General features: G+C 47.6%; 13 protein-coding genes. 2 read left to right on the top strand and 11 right to left on the bottom strand.

What is annotated here, in order from left to right:
* Positions 1–35 precede the first annotated feature (35 nt).
* The 9 genes from ACTO17_RS16665 to ACTO17_RS16625 form a co-directional block, all read right to left on the bottom strand.
* Entirely contained in the window at positions 36–1,148 is a 1,113-nt protein-coding gene (locus ACTO17_RS16665; protein ID WP_482558714.1) for a Gfo/Idh/MocA family protein, read from the bottom strand.
* Positions 1,149–1,167: 19 nt separating this feature from the next.
* Positions 1,168–2,529 (bottom strand): MFS transporter, encoded by a 1,362-nt coding sequence (locus ACTO17_RS16660; protein ID WP_172537805.1) that lies wholly within the window; start codon positions 2,527–2,529, stop codon positions 1,168–1,170.
* 234 nt (positions 2,530–2,763) lie between these two features.
* On the bottom strand, positions 2,764–5,175 hold the full coding sequence (locus tag ACTO17_RS16655; RefSeq protein ID WP_482558713.1) for a GH39 family glycosyl hydrolase: 2,412 nt from the start codon (positions 5,173–5,175) through the stop codon (positions 2,764–2,766).
* A 120-nt stretch (positions 5,176–5,295) separates the two neighbouring features.
* Positions 5,296–5,658, bottom strand: coding sequence for a DUF4180 domain-containing protein (locus ACTO17_RS16650; protein ID WP_482558712.1), 363 nt, complete (start codon positions 5,656–5,658; stop codon positions 5,296–5,298).
* Positions 5,659–5,677: 19 nt separating this feature from the next.
* Positions 5,678–6,256, bottom strand: a complete 579-nt coding sequence (locus ACTO17_RS16645) for a TetR/AcrR family transcriptional regulator (RefSeq protein ID WP_172537808.1) — start codon at positions 6,254–6,256, stop codon at positions 5,678–5,680.
* A 285-nt stretch (positions 6,257–6,541) separates the two neighbouring features.
* Positions 6,542–7,780 (bottom strand): hypothetical protein, encoded by a 1,239-nt coding sequence (locus tag ACTO17_RS16640; RefSeq protein WP_172537809.1) that lies wholly within the window; start codon positions 7,778–7,780, stop codon positions 6,542–6,544.
* Positions 7,781–7,899: 119 nt separating this feature from the next.
* Positions 7,900–8,652, bottom strand: coding sequence for a tetratricopeptide repeat protein (locus tag ACTO17_RS16635; RefSeq protein ID WP_172535213.1), 753 nt, complete (start codon positions 8,650–8,652; stop codon positions 7,900–7,902).
* Between the two features lie 43 nt (positions 8,653–8,695).
* Positions 8,696–9,934, bottom strand: a complete 1,239-nt coding sequence (locus tag ACTO17_RS16630) for a DUF5716 family protein (RefSeq protein WP_172535214.1) — start codon at positions 9,932–9,934, stop codon at positions 8,696–8,698.
* Between the two features lie 27 nt (positions 9,935–9,961).
* Positions 9,962–13,501: a DUF5717 family protein gene (locus ACTO17_RS16625; RefSeq protein WP_482558711.1), complete on the bottom strand. Its 3,540-nt coding sequence runs from the start codon at positions 13,499–13,501 to the stop codon at positions 9,962–9,964.
* 103 nt (positions 13,502–13,604) lie between these two features.
* On the opposite strand from ACTO17_RS16625, the gene ACTO17_RS16620 reads away from it, so the two are divergent.
* Both ACTO17_RS16620 and ACTO17_RS16615 read left to right on the top strand, forming a co-directional pair.
* Entirely contained in the window at positions 13,605–14,693 is a 1,089-nt protein-coding gene (locus tag ACTO17_RS16620; protein ID WP_172535216.1) for a pyridoxal phosphate-dependent aminotransferase, read from the top strand.
* Between the two features lie 27 nt (positions 14,694–14,720).
* Positions 14,721–14,879 (top strand): hypothetical protein, encoded by a 159-nt coding sequence (locus ACTO17_RS16615; protein WP_482558710.1) that lies wholly within the window; start codon positions 14,721–14,723, stop codon positions 14,877–14,879.
* On the opposite strand, the gene ACTO17_RS16610 is transcribed toward ACTO17_RS16615, so the two are convergent.
* Positions 14,864–15,709 (bottom strand): SDR family oxidoreductase, encoded by an 846-nt coding sequence (locus ACTO17_RS16610; protein WP_482558709.1) that lies wholly within the window; start codon positions 15,707–15,709, stop codon positions 14,864–14,866. The genes ACTO17_RS16615 and ACTO17_RS16610 overlap by 16 nt on opposite strands.
* 33 nt (positions 15,710–15,742) lie before the next feature.
* A partial coding sequence (locus tag ACTO17_RS16605) for a glucuronate isomerase (RefSeq protein ID WP_482558708.1) occupies positions 15,743–16,561 on the bottom strand: 819 nt, incomplete at its 5' end.

Below are 16,561 nucleotides of genomic sequence, written 5' to 3'. Positions count from 1 at the left end.
CAGGCAGCATCCTGCAAAAATCCGGAAACCGCCGGTTATAAGCGGATTTCTTTATATTCCCTTGCGGATTTGTAAATGGTATCCAAAATTTCCGTTACCACAAAAGCCTGTTCCGGTTTCACCAAAGGTTCTTTATCCTCAATAATGGCTTCTAACCACTGTTTGCATTCTTTTACCTCCGGCGTTCCGCCGCTGCTTCCTTCAAAAAACGCAATTGCGCCTGCATCGGAAATATGCTCTTCGGTCAGAATTCCTCCGGTGGTCTCATTGAACACAAGATCGTATCCTTCCTGGCTCATTCCGCCAATCATTTCCGCTCCTGCCTTTGTTCCGCAGAGGGTGGTGGCTGCTTCCCTGGAATCTTTCACATTCAGCGCCCATGCGGACTCCAGGAAGATGGTTGCGCCGTTTTTCATTTTGATATAGCCGAAGGCGGAATCCTCCACTTCATAAGTCTCAGGGTCCCAGGGCCCGAACATATTTCCTTCCGTTGCTTCCGGAAGATGGCCCAGCTTCTCAAACACGGAGCCTGTAATGGTTTCCGGCTCATAGTTATCCATACACCACAGGGTAATGTCAAGGGCATGGGTTCCGATGTCAATCAACGGCCCGCCGCCCTGTTTGGATTTATCCGGGAATACGCCCCAGGTGGGAACTGCCCTTCTTCTCACTGCATGGGCTTTTGCAAAATAGACTTCTCCCAGTTTTCCTTCTTCGCACGCCCGCTTCAAAGCCTGTGCGTCGGTGCGGAACCGGTTCTGGTATCCGATGGTAAATTTCTTTCCTGATTTTTTCCATGCTTCCATCATTTTCTGCGCGTCTTCTGTGGTGGCCGCCATGGGTTTTTCGCACATTACATGCTTGCCTGCTTCAAAAGCCGCCACGGTAATGGGACAGTGGGCCACGTTGGGAGTGCATACATGCACCACGTCAATCTCCGGATCTTTTAAAAGCTCCTGATAGTCCTCATATACTTTCGCGCCTTCTGCGCCGTATTCCTCTGCCGCCTTTTTGGCCCGTTCAACCTGAATGTCGCAAAATGCAGCAATGTCGCATTTATCTGACTGTGATTTTAATGCCGGGAAATGTTTCTGATTTGCGATGCCGCCGCATCCTACTACTGCTACCTGTAATTTTCCATTTTTCATGATTTTATTCCTCCTATAATTATCTCTCTGCTTTTTCTCTCAACTGCCTGCGGATATCGTCTGCATCTTTATCGGTGATATTCCACAGCAGACATGCTGCCGCTCCCAGGAAAAACAGAATGGCCGGAAGCAGGTTCACCACGATATTGATGCCCCGTAAAGCTTCGGCTGTCTGCTCTGCATTTGCCACATAGCCAAATAATCCAAGCAGAAGCACTCCTACGGCTCCGCCCACGGCATTTCCGAACTTTGTGGCCAGGCCGTAGGTTGCATAGGCCGTTCCGTCTGTCCGAAGCCCTGTTTTCAGCTCCATATAATCCACAGAATCCGCCACCATGGAAAGGGTCATTGGAAATCCCACATTAAACAGGCCGAACATCCAGCATCCTGCCAGAACCATTGTGAGATTGTCGAAGGGCGCAAAGTAAATCACTAAAAGCCCGATGCCCTGGATGACCATGGAACCCATCAGCACATTCCGTTTTCCAAGCCGTTTTGCCGCCAGGGGAACAAACAGGGAACCAATGATGCCGCCGATGGAGGGAATGGTCATAATCAGCGCAATCATGGTAAAGGAGCCCAGGCAGTAAATCACATAAAAAGATGTAACGGCGATTCTTCCCATAAATGCTGTCATCTGAATTGCCATAATCAATGTCACAATCATCAGATATTTGTTCTTTATCAGGCTGCCGAAGGTTTCTTTAAATGAGAATTTCTTAATTTCCTCTGCCGGCTGCACATGCTCCTTTGCCGTAAAAAATACAATGAGAAACAGGGGAATAGAAATCACTCCATAAACAACGGCTGTCATCATATATCCTCTTCCATTGGCCACTTCTGCCCCTGCTCCGGAAAATTTCAGCATCATTCCTGCAGAACAGGCATTTACAATTACCATTCCCAGATTCATGCCGATATTTCTGGAAGTGTTGATCTGGTTTCTCTGGTTGGCGTCCTCTGTCATAACTCCCGCCAAAGCCCCATAGGGAATATTGGTCAGGGTGTAAATCATGCCTGCCACTATGTAGGTAAGAGACGCCCATATCACGCCCGCCGAAGAGCTTCCGCTAAAAGGATTGGTAAAGGTCAGCACTCCGAAGATTGCCAGTAAGGGACACCCGAATGCAATATAGGGGCGGAACCTTCCGAATTTAGAACGGGTCCGTTCTGCGATTGCTCCCATCATCGGATCGTTGACTGCATCCCACACCCGGGCAGCCATCATAATAACAGATACGGCAATGGGCGCAAGCCCTACCACGTCTGTGTAGAAAATCGTCAGGTAAGAGCCTACGAAAGTCCAGACAAACTGTGAGGCCAAATCTCCGAAGCCATAACAGATTACGGCTGCTTTTGAAGCTGTTTTCTTTTGATTCATTTTTCTCGCCTTTCTTTTAACAATTATTTGAACTCTGGCAATGCCGGCCGCCAAAGTTTTGAGATATCTCTTTTGCATGGTCTTATTATAAATCCTTCTTCCCCTGTCCGCTTCCCGCCAAAGGGCAGAATTTCTGTCAATTTTTTCATTCTTTCAGGCAGCAGAAAAAGGAGTGCAACAATTGCCATACAATTGTTGCACTCCTTTTTCAAACATGCATTTAACCGCAGCCTGTCAGGCCGGATACAGATGCAGAAACATAATTTCATGGGCGGATAATGTTTCTTCTATCTGAAGCTTGGGCTCAGCTGTCTCTATCTTTTTCATGGACAGGCGGGGAACGCTGAGCTGACGGATATATTTTACCTCCGGACTGCCAAGCCCATTGTCGTACCCAAACTTTCCCCATTCCGCAAGAAGGCTGCCCTCTTTGGGGCTGACCACCCGTTTTTTCACCACATATCTGCCGGGGGTTATTCCCCGGAGGATAACTTTAAGCTCCAATGGATTGCTGTCCTCAAACACATCCGCCACTTCTTTCGGATTCTCTATCTGCTCCTGCTTCAGAAAATACCCTTCCCCAAGCCGCCGGAAATTGGTGCCCAGGATGTAATATTCCTGCTGCCCGTTGAAAGTTACGATATAATTTCTCCCTTTCGCCAGCAGCCTGCCGCCAAGCTGATTCAAAAACTGCATGGCAAAATATACGGGCTTGCAAATGGTATCCTTGGTCAAAAGGCCGTTTCCTCCGTTTGCCACGCCCCGGACATCGAAGTAATTGCTCACCCAGTCAGAGGCCATCCAGACATTGATCATATCCGCCTGATCCCACATTTCAATCAGTTTATTGATCAGGTAATTGCCCCGGTGGCAGCTGTCATTCAGATAATTCCTGCTTGAGAGGGTGCCGTTCCACTCGGAAACATACACCTTGCTGTTAATCCCTGCCCGCGCCATCATGGCCCGGACTTCCTTCAGTTCTTTTGTCTCAAAATCTCCTCCTGAAATGCACAGCCTTGAGATTTTGTTTTCATCCACCTTTGTCAGATAGGGAAACAGCAGCACTGAAACAAAATCCGGAATACAGCCGCTTTCTTTGCACCGATTCAGAAAATCTTCGATCCGCCGGGGCTTGAAATTAGTAATTCCTTCCGGCCCTCCCACCTGCGCCTTTGGCAGCAGCTCTTTCACTTCCCGGTAGAGGAACTGATAGGCGTCAAAATAATCATAGTTTTCTGACTCATAATATTTTTTCTCATGAACCGGGTCAAATCCCGTCTCAAAAATCCATTGCTCCACGTATTCTTTCCCATAACGGCTGACCACATGGTGCAGAAATGCCCGCACTGTCTCCTCCCATGCCTCTCTGGAATGGAACAGAATGGATTCATCTTCAAAATACACAACCTCCACAGCCGTTCTGACTGCAGTGTCCGGTTTAATTCCCAAATCAAGAAAGGGATAGAGATGGTATTTTTGCAGAAAATCAAACACAATATCCAGTTTCGCGAAATTGTAATTGCCGGTATGGATGCCGTCGGTCAGTTTCATCTGCTTAGAAAACAGATTCCAGACGCGCACATACCGAAAACCAAGGTTTTCTGCAAGAAATGTGATGTGGTACTGGATATTTGCCATCAAAACAGAAGCCGCCGCCCCTACGTTCACGGCGTTTCCCCAGACGTTCCGGTAATCTTCCCAGATTTCTGTGTCTGCATAAACGGTAATGCTTTGATGCTCCGCAGGCTTTTCCTCAGCAAACTCCTGCCGCAGCTCTTCCAAAATCCGATCATCCAGTTCCCGGCGTCCTCCGTCTGCAGGCGCAAGGGCTTTCTGCTCTCTTCTCCGGTATTCGGACGGCGATACCCCGTAAGTTTCCCGGAACACGCGGTTGAATCCGGAAAGATTGGTAAATCCGCTTTCTATGGCGATTTTTGTAATGCTCTCACTGGAAAACGCCAGTTCCCGGCAGGCATAACGGAGCCGCAATTGCTTTACATAATCTGCAAAATAAACCCCTGTTTTCTTCTTAAATAACCTGGATAACGTGGAAACTGACGTGTACATCTGATCTGCAAGCTCTGACAGGCCGATATTTCCCTGGAAATTCTGGCTGACATACTGCAGCGCCTTCTGTATGCGTATATCTTCTTCTGAAATCTTCTGTATTCCGTTCTTTCCCATTTCCTCTGAAATCTTGCCGTTCTTTCCTTCTTCCGCAAGAAAGCGTTCCAACAACTCTCCCAACAGGCGGTACAAAAGGCTTTGCCGTATGCACCGGCCCTTTTTGCTTTCATCCATTTCATTCAGGATAAGATTTCGGAAAATCTGCCGAATGCTGTCATAGGAAGAACTGCCGTCGCTTACGCTGCAGCAGTGGAAATAGAGATTCCCGCTGTCTGCCAGTTTTGCAGTCAGCCCTGGGGAATACCAGACAGCGCAGAAAATCGCATGTTCCCGGCAGGACAGGGAATGTTCGATTCCGGAATTTACCAGAATCACGTCATTTTTGCCAAGGCGGTATTCCCATTCCCGGATTGTTACGTCCACATTCCCCTCAATTACGTAAATCACTTCCATATCCGGGTGAAAATGATTGTTTTCTTCTGTATCTCTGAAAAGCTGTAATGTCATTTCCTGGTTCATTTACATTCTCCTGAATTTTACTGCTTCGCTGAACAACCATCGGTGTTCCTCGCTTCCTCTAATTAAATTCCGATTTTTCTTAAAAAGCAATGGCTTTTTATCAGATTAGCAAACGCTCCTTCAAGCTGACAGCTTCTCAATTGCCTGTTCTATATCCGGCTGAAAGTAAAAATCTCTTCCCATATTGCTCTCATACATGAGATCCTTCAGCGGCTTGCTTGTATATCCGGTAAAATCCCCGTATAGTGCAAGCCGTATGCCGTAAGTTACCAATTTTTGCAGGATTTCCCCTGCCAGGCAGTTGCTCAGCACGAAAAACTCTTCGGCAACTGCCTCTTTGTTCACTGCAATATTCGTACACCCCGTTTCATACTTTACATTCATAACAAAGTCCAAAGCGGATGCAGCATCCTGAATCAGACATTGCTGGCTGTGAATCAATGCAATATCCGTATTATTTTTCCTAATCATTTCTGTTTTCATATTTCATCATTTCCTCCTGTTATTCATATAATTGAGCCGCCAGGCCATCGGCCATAAAATCAAAAACCTCCAGATGCCCGCAGAGAAGGACGTCTTTATTCCGGATGGTCATAACCAGAGAATATATGGCAGAAACCGCCAGCTCCTCTTTTACTTTCAGCTTTAACCGGGGCTGTTCCAAAAACAGCCGTTGGTTTAACCTGTTCCATTCCTCCAGTCTCCCTGCCTGTTCCTCTGACAGCCTGTTTTTCAAAGTCTGATAGTCTCCTGTGTCTGCATCGTATAAAAAATGATTCTCATCGTATTCCCGGTAAATATATTTCAGCGCCTCGGCTGCTCCGTATCTGTCCTGCCGCTTTGCCAAAATCTGAGAAGCCTCACGGTAAATCTGCTCCTGCACCCTGCACAAAACCTCACAGAACAACGCTTCCTTCGATTCAAAAAACAGATAGAACGCCCCTTTGGAAATGCCGGCCTGCCGGCACAATTCATCTATGCCGGTTTTCTTATAGCCATGCTGCGTCCAGTTCTGCCTGCAGGCTGTCAGCAGCCGCTCCCGGATTTTCTCTTTCTCCTGTTCTGAAAAACTCCTCGCCATATTTCTTCCTCCAATCAGCCTTATCCAAATACTGCAAGCAAAAAGATACGTATGACTCAAATTTCCATTTCAGTCATACGTATCTTATCATTAGAAGCTTCTGCTGTCAAGCATTTTATGTTTCTTTCTGAGAAGCGCGCTTCCAAATCTGCGCCAGAATATCTTTCAGCACCAGAAACGCATCCTCTCCGCCATATCCATACTCTGTCTGAAGGCTGTCCTAATGGCTTGCTCAATCTCCTTTAAATCCAAATTTTCTTAACACGACGCGATTCACAGCTCCATTCATCCAATGCCGCACATTTCATCCACAGAATCCAGAATGGCCTTGATTTCCTTGCTGCCGCCCGGCCGGTTTTTCACCAGATTTTCAATTTCTTTTCTGGCAGTCCTGATATTATCCGCCTGGCTCTCCATGCCGGCCCGCAGTTTTTGCCGCCGCACTAAAAGTTCATGCTTCACTTCCACCATTTCTTTCTTATCCATCAACGCCTTTGCCTGATGAATCCAAATCCTGGCATCGTAAAGGCGGTATGCATGAAGCTGCCTTACCAGTTTATCATTAAAATATTCCAGATCGTCATTGGTGCGTTCATACTTCTCCCGTTCTTTGACAGCCTCTAAATACTGATCCCAGATATAGCTCAGCTCGTAAGAATTTTTCACATGATATTTCTCACAGGCGTAATCCACGGCATTCGTTACATTCACATATTTGAACTTTACCTTATTCATCAGCACAATGGCTCTGTTAATGTTTGCATGGGCTTTCTTCAGCTCCATTCCGTCATTCTGATAGCGCCATACCATCATCCCGCCTAAAGCGCCGGAAATTAAAGCGGCCGCCACAAAGGGCATTTTAATGTCAAATTTCATTGACAGGCCCAGAATCACAATGGCAGCCACAGCCGCTGCAAACAGGCCAATCAGGGCATAGAGAAGCCTGTGAAGCAGTTTCTTTTCCTGCTCCAACGATTCCTGATAATAATGCCACTCCTGTTTTTCCCCTTCTAAATACTGCATATCGCGCTTTACCACATTCTGGTAAGCCTCATTCTCCTGCAGGCGTTTGATAATCTCAGGCATTTCATACTCCAACTGTTCCATCTGGACAAACTGGGCGTCTGAGATGGTCTTTGTCCTGTTCAGATAGGCGTCTCTGGCCTCGTTTAAGTTCATTACATTCTGGGCTGTCTCCTGAATCTTTTCAAATTCCGGTTCCGGAAGGTTCTCAATAATCTGAATATCGGTCAGATAATCGGTAACTGTTTTGTATTCCCGCTTGGTTTCCTCCAGATTCCTGGCCGCGTCCATAATCTGTTCGCAGTATTCTGTTGCAATGCTCTTTTTATTCTCCTGTCCCTGGTTTTCGTTCCCGCTTTGCTCCGCGGCGGCACTTTGCCTGGCCTTTTGGATTTTTTTAGCCTTTTCTGCGCGCCTTTTGGAGCGTAAATCTATCTCTTCGCCGAATTCCAGTATTTCTTCCACATACTGGGGCTTTTTCTTTTTTCTGAATAATCCCATTTCACTCACTTTTCCTATATTCTGTTCTTAGATTTCGGGGCTTTCCTGAATCATCCCATTTCACTCACTTTTCCTATATTCTGTTCTTAGATTTCGGGGCTTTCCTGAATCATCCCATTTCACTCACTTTTCCTGTACTCTGTTTTTAGATTCTGCAGCACGTCATCCAATTGCTTTTCATAACCGGCCCGATCCGGGGAATTTCTCTTTTCTTTTAACTCCCGGCGAAGCTTTGCCGTACTGTCTGTTCCCTCCGGAATATCCTGTCCGTCTCTGCAGGCCAAAGCCAACAGATATGCCTCCCGGCTCTCCGGTTTCTGACCAATCTCGTAAGCTTTCTCATAACATTTCGCCGCCTGCTCAAATAACATCTGTCTGGCATAAGCCGTTCCCATATTGTGCCAAAGCCGGCAGATTACCTTATCATCCTCATTTTTTCCGGCGGCCCTCGCAATGATTTTCCGGTATTCTGAAACAGCGTCCCGGAATTTTTCTGACTTCAGCAGACGGTCTCCCCGCAGCTTGGCTCTTTCGATTGGGCTCTTCTGCTCCATATTCTGGGCCGTATTCAGAGCAAGCTTCAATTCCTCTGACCGGTAGAACCCTCCGTCTTTCAAAATCTGTTCCATGCACCAGCAGCCGCTTCTCTCCTGCCCTATGCCCTGTCTCAGCTTCTCTGAAAGCTCCTGCCTGCCCACTTCCTGTTCCAGCCACAGACATAACTTTTCATGGAAAAAACTCTCCTCCAACACGCCTGTATTCTGGTACAGATAACAGCATAATTCCTCAAAAGAATACAGATTCAGCCGTTCTTCTTCCAGAAATAAGGGGTGTTCTGCAGTTACCTCTTCACATATCCACACTCTGCTCATGGTTCTGTTTCCTTCCCTGGTTAATTGGATAAAACGCCGGGATTCAGCCTATTTCATATTCCCATTCCCGGCCGCTTCCCGGTTTCAGTTCACCCCATCCTATATCCCGGATATTCAGAAGAATTTTGCCTTCTTCTCCGGAGTACAGCGACAGGGACAGGCGGTATCTTTCCTGCTCTGACGGGGGAAGCTCCGTAAGCTCCAGACTTTCGATTTTCGCTTCGCGGCTTCCGGGCTTTTGCATCCACAATTCTAAACAGGGTTCTCCTTCCAATAAAATCCGCAGATTTTTCCTGGCCTGATGCCGGTTGCAGCCTGCCTCTAACAAAGGGTAAAAATACTCGCTGTCTCCTCTGGAAACTTTGATTAAAATATGTTCCAAAACCTTGTATTCACAAAAATATACCGTCTGGGCCTCCTCCTGGTGCACCTCAAGCATTCCCGCATAACATGCGCCTTTGGTATAGAGATTTTTCCCCTGAAAAGCCCGCTTGCCCCGGCAGATCACCTGCAGGGATTCCTTCATCCAGTCTCCTTCAAACCCGCTTCCAATCAGATAGACTGAAGATACAATTCTGCCGGACATGGAATCCTGCAGCATACGGGCAAAGGCCATATCCCACTGGCTCACATCCTCCGGCAGTTTTCCCAGGCAGACTTCTTCCACTTCCGTTACCCTGGGCTTGGTTTTCCGGCTGCTGATCAGCCGTTTCTGCCAGATTTCCTCTCCGCTGCAGGAATACAAAAGCACGTCATACTGCCACAATTCCTGCTCCTGGCACACGGCATAGGCGTAAAAACTTTCCCGGTGATCCTGAATGATCAGCTGTTCTTCTGAAAACCCCAGCTTCTCTGCCATATTCTGCAGCAGAAGAACCATTGCATCCGTTACTTCTTTGATGGAAAACACGCATCTCTTCACGGCGCTGGCCCCTTTTGCCGGAAGGGCAATCCGCAATGCTTTTCTTAAAAATACAAACAGAAGATCCTCCGCCTGATATTCCTTATCCAGAAAAACCGTTTCACGCTTTAAGGCTTTATGCAGCAGGTATTCCGCATACATGCCCTCTCCCGTTTCCGCCAAACGGCTTGCTTCCTCTCCGAAGCACCATTTTCCGGTGAGCTTCCGCTTGCAGATGGCCGTAGGAATTCGGTACAATTCCGTCCCCGCCACAGTGCTTCTCGTCTCCGGCTCCGTCATTCCCTGATGGTAACAGCTTACCTGCGTCCATCGGTTCCCCAGTTCTATTCCAATATACCATTCGCCTGCTGCCGGCTTCATGCTCTCACCTGCTTTCCTAGACCTCTCTTACAAAACGCCGAATTCTTCCCGTACCAGACCGTCCAGCCGCCCATAGGTTTCCAGACGTTCCATCAATGTTATCTCATCCTCCATCTGCCGGCTGACCATCATGTCATTGACCAGATCATAACGGCTTCCTTCCGCATGAGTGCAGAGCTCCTGATTCTGCACCTGTCCGCTTTCTGTTACCGTCCATGCTCCGTCTTTTTCTTCTTTGATATAGTAGGGAATTTTCTCCCCGTAAAATATCAGAAAATCTTTCACAAAAACTCCTTCATACATTTCCTGCATTTTCTGTTCCAGGTATTCCGAACATCCCACAGGAAGATAGCTTAAAATTACATTTCCGCCGGGGATGGTGCGGTATTCCAGAAACACCTTGTCATGATACAGATATTTTCCGGCAAAAAATTCCGGCAGGGATTTATAAAATCCAAAATATTTTCCCTGGGAAATCAACTCATCCAATATCTGTTCCGCACAGGCATTCTCCTCCTCTGTCAAGGTACGGTCAGAGGCGCACCATTTTAAAAATCCCAGCCTGCACACGTCGTTCATCTCCACGCCCTCTTTCATCAGCCTGTAAATTTTTTCAAACGCATAATCTGACACCACCGCATCTTTGGCCACATACTGAGCGGACATCCAGCTCAGGCAGGCCAGTACAAGAATCTCCCTGCCCATGTTCTCCCCATAGCTTTCAAAAATCTTTTCCAGATTTGCAGAAAATTCCTCTGTATATAAAAACTGCATCAGGCAGCGTTCCTCCAGCCCATACGTATCCAGTTCAAAATCCCGGGCCGCCTGCCACAATTTCATCATTTCTTCCAGATTTCCATAGAAATACCGGCACATATAATTCAAAATTCGCTCATTGTATTTGCCCCGCAAAAACACGCTGCGGCACAGTCCCAGTAAAAATTCATCCGGCGCTTCCTCCGCCTCTTGCTCCTCCATCTGATGGCTGATGACATAAACCAACTTGGGCGCAGAAATATTCTCACTGCCGTAAGACAGCAGCAGTTCATAGGCGCGTTTGTAATGGCGTCTGGCCACCAAAAGCTCCATAATCCGCTCTCTGGCCCGCTTCTGCATTCCTTCAAAGGATACGGACAGCAAAAATTCATCCAGCGCTTCCCCTGTATAGTTGTAATAAAAATATGCGATCATCTGGGGCCTTAATTCTTCCCGGTATTCCTGGCTGACTGCTTTTGACTCCATAAGCATCTGCAGGTTGGGCAAATCCTCCGGTTCATAGGTCTGCCAGATTTTCTTCCCGTCAAAATATTTCAAGAGATAGGGCAGCTTCTCCTTTGCCGCGTTCCTGCCCTTGTCCATAAATTTTTCCCAGTCCATCAGCGGAACCACGGACAGCTCTTCCCGGGGCAGATAGCGGTTTCCCCTGGAATCCTCCAGTAAAATCTGATAAGCGCTGCTGTAGAGATTCACATAGCCGATTCCATGATTTAAAGGAATTCTCTGTTCCTGTTTCAGCGGGTGCTGACGCACCACCAGCTGCATTGCGCTTACGTCCTTACAGGTAACCTGATGGGTAAAAATAATCTTTGACAAATGCCCCGCCATCTCGTCTGTAATCAATTCCGGCGTCAGAGCCTCCTTATAAACCACAGACATGTCCTCATCAATTCTGCCCGCCTGAAGCTGTTTTACCGCAAATATTTCCATATTTTTCCGATAATGGGGATAGCTGCTTTTCCAGGAGGATTTATGCTCAATCATGGCCCGGTACAGCTTGGCCTGGGGATGGTAGGCAAGGCTGCTGTGGTACTGGAAATAAATCACCACAGCCTTGGGCATCTTTGCCAGCTGCTTTTTCCCTGCTGACAGCATCCACGCCTCGTAGATTCCGGCAATGCGCAGTTCTTCTCCAATCCCTAATTGATACCATTTCCAATACTCTTTCCCGTAGCAGTTCCACTTCATGCAGCAGCTGCAGATAGCCTGGAGCATTTCTTTCTCCGGAAACACATCGTAACAGGCGCACAAAATCCGGTACCAGATTGGGTCAAACCCTGCAATCTCCGTTACAATCTGGCAGACCTGTTCGGCCATGCCTCTGGTAATTGCCTGGCGTCTGGCTGCCCAGTAAAGTATATTCCGCTCAAACAAATCCGCCCGGTATATGAGAAACGGCTCCTTCTCCACGATCCGATAGGCTTCCAGATAAAGAATGGGGCTTTCCCCTGCCGCTGCAATCTGCCTGGCGATTATTTCAAGTTTCCTGCCCTTACTGTAATTTAATTCTTCGTCCAGAAACAGCAGCATCCATAACAGCATGTTGTTTTCCTGGTTTTTGTGGTAAATTTTCCGTATTTTTCCTGTCATTTTATTGACGTAGACAGGTTCCGGTTCCCGCAATGCGCACAGATACAGATAGTAGGCATACAGGGGCGATTCTTTCTCTACGTCATGCTTGGGAAAAGCGTCCAGGGCCCATTCCCCCTCCTGACGCTGCTTATTTACCAGAAATGCCTGGGCCCTGGCCAGTAAATACCAGAGATTTCCCGGATCAAGCTGATTCAGCTCGTCTAATTTCTTTACGGTCTGTTTCGTCCAGACCCCTGTGACCATCTTGCGGAGCCCGAAATCCAGATAGAGATTCAGCAGCTCTGTCTGTTTTTTTCGGATTGCAAGATCCGTCCGCGGCTGGTTTTGATTTCTCTGAAACACGCAGATTTCCACCTGTTCGGTCTGAAAAGGCGTCTTTAGGGTAATTCTTCCGAAATTCCTGCCTCCGTGAAGCTCTTCGGCCAGAACCATATACTCTGCCGCCCCATGGCTTCCCACAAAATCTTCTGTGGTAATCACTTTCTTCACAGGCCTGAGCCAGGGGGCGTCGCTGCTCATTTCAATGGCAATATAGCCCCATTCTTCTTTTTTCAGGGTAATATGCTGCTTAATGGTTTCATTCAGCCGGTAGAATTCTCTCTGGGCCTCCTCTATCCGGAAAATCACCTGTTTTTTCTTCCTGACAGCAATCAGAAATTCCTCTACCTGGGCCATGGTACAGGGCTTGCGCTTCAACATCCGGTACAAGAGCCGTTCTTCTGTCTCCTGAGGTTTGAAAACATGGATAAATTCCGGCTGTCCGAAAATCCGCACCGCTTCCTCATAAGAATTCCGGGCCAGATTGGCAAAGTCAAAAATACTCTTTATTTTCCCTGCGGAGCTGTCCGCGTAATTCCTGGAAACAGACACAGAAAAAGGAAGGTCGTATTCCCCCTGGCTGCTGATAATATGAAAACTTCCCTTCTGGGTATCGCCTTCTGCCAGACCTTCACTGTGAAAGACAAATCTCTGTATCATTGTTTCTCCCTGAAATTTCGGGCTGTAACATTCCATCCTGGGACTGGAGGAGCAAATCATGCCCTGAACCGTCATATTCCCGGCGCTTTGTATCCTGAATTCGCCGGTATAATCTGTTCCTTCCACCACTTCCAAGTCCAGTTTCTCCTGGGAAAACTGAAGAATGGAAGAATTGCTTCTGCATATTCCTGCCGCCAGTTCCTCTAATTTCTTCTGCAAATTCTCACCTGCTTTGTGGTTGCTTTTTTATCAAGATCCGTTATAATGTATTATTGATTATAAACCATTCAAACATTTGTGTAAATATTTTTGGAGGAAATTTATGTTACAGCATAAGGACCATTTTCACGGAAGTGATTTAGAAAAAATTGAACAGCTTTACGGTATCAAAAAAGAAGAAATTACAAGCTTCAGCGCCAATGTGAATCCTCTGGGAATTTCCCCACTGCTGAAAGAAACACTGGCAAACCATATTGACGCCATCACCTCTTATCCGGACCGGGAATACCTTTCCCTGCGCCAATGCATTGCAGATTATGTGGGGGCTGACTATGAAAATATTATTATGGGCAACGGTTCCACAGAGCTGATTTCCCTTTTTATCCAGATTGAACATCCGAAGAAAGCGCTGATTATCGGGCCCACTTACTCCGAATATGAACGGGAAATCGCTTTGGGCGGCGGAACCAGCCTCTATTATCCCCTGCAGGAGGAACTGGATTTTGCCCTGAATGTAGATCATTTTACCCAACAGTTAAACGAAAGCCTTAACCTGTTGGTCATCTGCAATCCCAACAACCCCACCTCCGGCGCCATCCCCCGGAAAACCATGCGGAAGATTCTTGACGTGTGCAAGCAAAATGATATTTTTGTTATGGTGGATGAAACCTATGTGGAATTTGCAGATAATTATGAAGAAATCACCTCGGTTCCGCTGACTGCCTTTTACAATAACATTGTAATCCTGCGGGGCACTTCCAAATTCTTTGCGGCCCCGGGGCTTCGGCTTGGCTATGCCGTCACCGGAAACCGGGATTTTATCAAAGCCATCAACACCCGAAAAAATCCCTGGACCATCAATTCCCTGGCAGTCATTGCAGGAGAAATTATGTTCCGGGACACGGAATACATTGCCAAAACCAAAACATTGATTTCCAGAGAACGCGACCGGATGTACCAGCTGTTTTCCCGGGACAGCCGCTTTAAAGTTTATCCGCCCAGCGGCAACTTCATGCTAGTGCGCCTGCTTTCTGAGGATATGACCTCTGGGGAGCTGTTTGAGCGGGCCATCCGGGAAAAAATGATGATCCGGGACTGCTCCACATTTCCGTTTCTGGATCACAAGTATATCCGGTTTTGTTTTATGAGCGGGGAAATGAATGACAGACTGGCGGAATGTATTATGAGATAATGAAAATAAACGGCAGGTTATATTTCAATGTACAAAAAACTGCCGGATTGCCCGGTTGATGTGTCAGAGGGCAATCCGGCAGTTCTGATTGTATCCAAACACACAATGATCAGAAACTTACCGTTTTTTGAGCCAAATGAGGATTTGACAGCTCAGACAAATGCAGAACTCTATACGCCGGAATAAGCTGAATATCCTGCATCAATGGGAAGCACTACTCCAGTGATTGCGCTTGCCGCCTTGTCATCGCAGAGGAAGAATACGCCTCCCAGAAGCTCTTCTCCTTCCACAAAACGTCCCATAGGCGTGCCTGCCAGAATCTTATTGGAACGGGGCGTAGGCGTGCCGTCCTCCTGAAAGAGCAGCGCACGGTTCTGGTTGGACACCAGAAATCCCGGGGCAATGGCATTGCAGCGGATGCCTGTTCCTGCAAAATGAGTGGCAAGCCACTGGGTAAAATTAGATACCGCAGCTTTTGCTCCGGAATAGGCCGGTATTTTTGTCAGCGGCACATAGGCGTTCATGGAAGAAACATTCAGGATACAGCCTGATTTTCTGTCTGCCATTTCTTTTGCAAACACCTGGGTGGGCAGCAGCGTCCCCTGGAAATTCAGTTTAAAGACAAAGTCCACGCCATTGGGATCTAAATCAAAAAAGGTTTTCTGACCCTCCTTTTTTTCATGGTGGTATTCATTGTCCGTGGTGGCCCGGGGATTATTGCCGCCGGCTCCGTTGATTAAGATATCGCAGGGACCCAGATCTGCTGAAACCTGCTGATGAACATTTTCCAGTTCTTCCTGATCAAGCACGTTGGCCTTGTAGCCTTTGCAGACATACCCCTCCGCTTCTATTTCTTCTGCCAGTTTTCTGACTGCCTCTTCGTTTAAATCCAGGGCCGCCACTTTTGCGCCCGCCTGAGCAAAGGCTTTTGCCATGGTGCCGCAAAGCACTCCTCCGGCTCCGGTTACTACGACGGTTTTTCCTGTAAAATCTATCTTTAAAGGTAATTCTAACATAATATTTTCCTTTCTTTACTCTTCAAACTATTTCTATATTGTGGGAACGTCAAACCTGAAGTAGTCCCGGGTATTATAATAGCTCAGATTCCCTATCAACTGCTCCAGCGCTTTTTCATCTGCAGGATACTGCCCGCTTTCCACCCATTCTCCCACCAGTTCACAGAGCACACGGCGGAAATATTCGTGGCGGGTGTAGCTTAAGAAGGAGCGGGAATCCGTCAGCATTCCCACAAAGCAGCCCAGCACGCCGTTGGCAGCTAATTCCGTTAACTGGCTGCGCATTCCAAAGCGGTGATCATTGAACCACCAGGCGCTTCCCTGCTGGATTTTCCCGGTGACTCCTCCGCCCTGGAAACAGGCCATAATGGTGGCAAGGGCAGTGTTGTCGGTAGGATTCAGGGAATAGAGAATGGTTTTCGGCAGCCCTTTATTTTCCAAAAATGCGTTCAGCAGCGGAGCCGCACATTCCACGCCGGAGCTGCTGTTAACCGCGTCGTAACCGGTGTCCGGGCCAAGCAGTTCAAACTGGAGCTTATTGGTATTTCTGAGACATCCAAAATGAATCTGCATCACCCAGTTTTTCCGGGCGTATTTTTGGGCGCAGGCAATAGTCACTAACGTTTTATAAGCATCCGTCTGTTTCCGGTTGAGGCATTTGCCTTCCATGGCCATGGCAAAGGCCTGGTTTGCAGCCTCTTGGTCCGGCTTCTCATACATGCAGTAATCCAGGCCGTGATCGGCGCAGATACAGCCGTGATCGGCAAAATAGTCAATCCGTTCACCCAGGGCAAGGGCAACATCCTCCGCCGTGTTCAGCTTTCTGCCCACTGTTTGGGACAGCTTTTCGAT

It is taken from the genome of Petralouisia sp. (assembly GCF_056822245.1).
Note: the sequence above shows the minus strand (reverse complement) of the source record. Positions and strands in the feature narration are given on the sequence as shown.

Coding starts and splice junctions, on each gene's coding strand:
- ACTO17_RS16665 (WP_482558714.1), bottom strand. CDS start 1,148: ATGAAAAATGGAAAATTACAGGTAGCAGTAGTAGGATGCGGCGGCATC.
- ACTO17_RS16660 (WP_172537805.1), bottom strand. CDS start 2,529: ATGAATCAAAAGAAAACAGCTTCAAAAGCAGCCGTAATCTGTTATGGC.
- ACTO17_RS16655 (WP_482558713.1), bottom strand. CDS start 5,175: ATGAACCAGGAAATGACATTACAGCTTTTCAGAGATACAGAAGAAAAC.
- ACTO17_RS16650 (WP_482558712.1), bottom strand. CDS start 5,658: ATGAAAACAGAAATGATTAGGAAAAATAATACGGATATTGCATTGATT.
- ACTO17_RS16645 (WP_172537808.1), bottom strand. CDS start 6,256: ATGGCGAGGAGTTTTTCAGAACAGGAGAAAGAGAAAATCCGGGAGCGG.
- ACTO17_RS16640 (WP_172537809.1), bottom strand. CDS start 7,780: ATGGGATTATTCAGAAAAAAGAAAAAGCCCCAGTATGTGGAAGAAATA.
- ACTO17_RS16635 (WP_172535213.1), bottom strand. CDS start 8,652: ATGAGCAGAGTGTGGATATGTGAAGAGGTAACTGCAGAACACCCCTTA.
- ACTO17_RS16630 (WP_172535214.1), bottom strand. CDS start 9,934: ATGAAGCCGGCAGCAGGCGAATGGTATATTGGAATAGAACTGGGGAAC.
- ACTO17_RS16620 (WP_172535216.1), top strand. CDS start 13,605: ATGTTACAGCATAAGGACCATTTTCACGGAAGTGATTTAGAAAAAATT.
- ACTO17_RS16615 (WP_482558710.1), top strand. CDS start 14,721: ATGTACAAAAAACTGCCGGATTGCCCGGTTGATGTGTCAGAGGGCAAT.
- ACTO17_RS16610 (WP_482558709.1), bottom strand. CDS start 15,709: ATGTTAGAATTACCTTTAAAGATAGATTTTACAGGAAAAACCGTCGTA.